Source organism: Mesorhizobium sp. M1A.F.Ca.IN.020.06.1.1 (assembly GCF_004023265.1).
Lineage (GTDB): Bacteria > Pseudomonadota > Alphaproteobacteria > Rhizobiales > Rhizobiaceae > Mesorhizobium.
Genome location: NZ_RZSR01001379.1, coordinates 1 through 1,103, shown reverse-complemented (window position 1 = coordinate 1,103; position 1,103 = coordinate 1). Strand labels below are relative to the sequence as shown.

General features: G+C 66.1%; 1 protein-coding gene. It reads left to right on the top strand.

Annotated features, from left to right (window positions below):
- Positions 1-312 precede the first annotated feature (312 nt).
- Positions 313-963 carry an alpha/beta family hydrolase gene (locus EOA60_RS34165; protein ID WP_095824527.1) on the top strand — a complete coding sequence of 217 codons (651 nt, stop codon included), beginning with the start codon at positions 313-315 and terminating at the stop codon, positions 961-963.
- The last annotated feature ends 140 nt before the right edge of the window (positions 964-1,103 follow it).

The following is a 1,103-nucleotide window of genomic DNA, read 5'->3' as shown; positions in this document are numbered from 1 at the left end:
CGCCGGCTGTGGGCGCGCTATCTGGAGCTCGACGCGGAGTCCGAATGGGCAAGACTGGCGCAGAAGGGAATCCAGTTCGTGGATTTGCACATGACCGGCGAGCGAGATGTTCGCGCCTGAGCACCCCCCTCTGGCCTGCCGGCCATCTCCCCCGCAAGGGGGGAGATCAGCCGTCGCGTCCGCTTTCGCCAATCGCCAGCGTAAGAGGTCAGGCGCGGCGCCAAAGCTGCCAATCTCCCCCCTTGCGGGGGAGATGCGCGGCAGCGCAGAGGGGGGTGGGACGGAGTGCGGCCTTGCCAGGAAGCCCGCCCGATGACCTACTTCCTCTTCGACGGCCCCGACTCCGCCCCTGTCACCGTCCTGCTCGCGCACGGCGCGGGTGCGGCGATGGACTCTCCCTCGATGACCGCCACCGCCAAGGCTCTCGCCACCGCCGGTTTCCGCGTCGCGCGCTTCGAGTTCCACTACATGGCTGCGCGCCGTTTTGGCCATCGCAAGCCGCCGCCGCGCGCCGAGACGGTGAACCCGGAATATGTCAAGGCGATCGCCGATCTGCGCGCCAAAGGCTTGACCGGCAAGCTCATCATCGGCGGCAAGTCGATGGGCGGGCGCGTCGCCTCGATGGTCGCCGACGAGATGTTTGCCAATGGCGACATCGCTGGCCTGGTTTGTCTGGGCTACCCCTTCCATCCGCCGGGAAAGCCGGAGCAACTGCGGACAAAACATCTCACCGACCTGAAGACCCCGACGCTGATCTTCCAGGGCACGCGCGACGAGTTCGGCACCAGGGACGAGGTCGCGACCTACGGGCTGTCAGCGGCAATAGAGGTGGTCTGGCTGGAGGACGGCGACCACGATCTCAAGCCCCGCAAGGCGGTGTCGGGTTTTTCGGTGGCGGATCACCTGAAGACGGTGGCGGAGACGATAAAAGCTCGGATGGCGCCTCTCGCTTCGTCATCCTAGGGCGAAGCAAGGAGCGAAGCGACGCGGCGCAGACCCTAGGATCCATGCCGTGACGCTAAGGCATTGCAACGGCTCAGAATTTGGCCCCCGCAGAGTTCCACGGCGATGGTCACGGCATGGATCCTCGGGTCAAGCCCGAG

Excerpts from the sequence above, each read along its gene's own strand:
- EOA60_RS34165 (WP_095824527.1), top strand. The coding sequence starts at position 313 with ATGACCTACTTCCTCTTCGACGGCCCCGACTCCGCCCCTGTCACCGTC.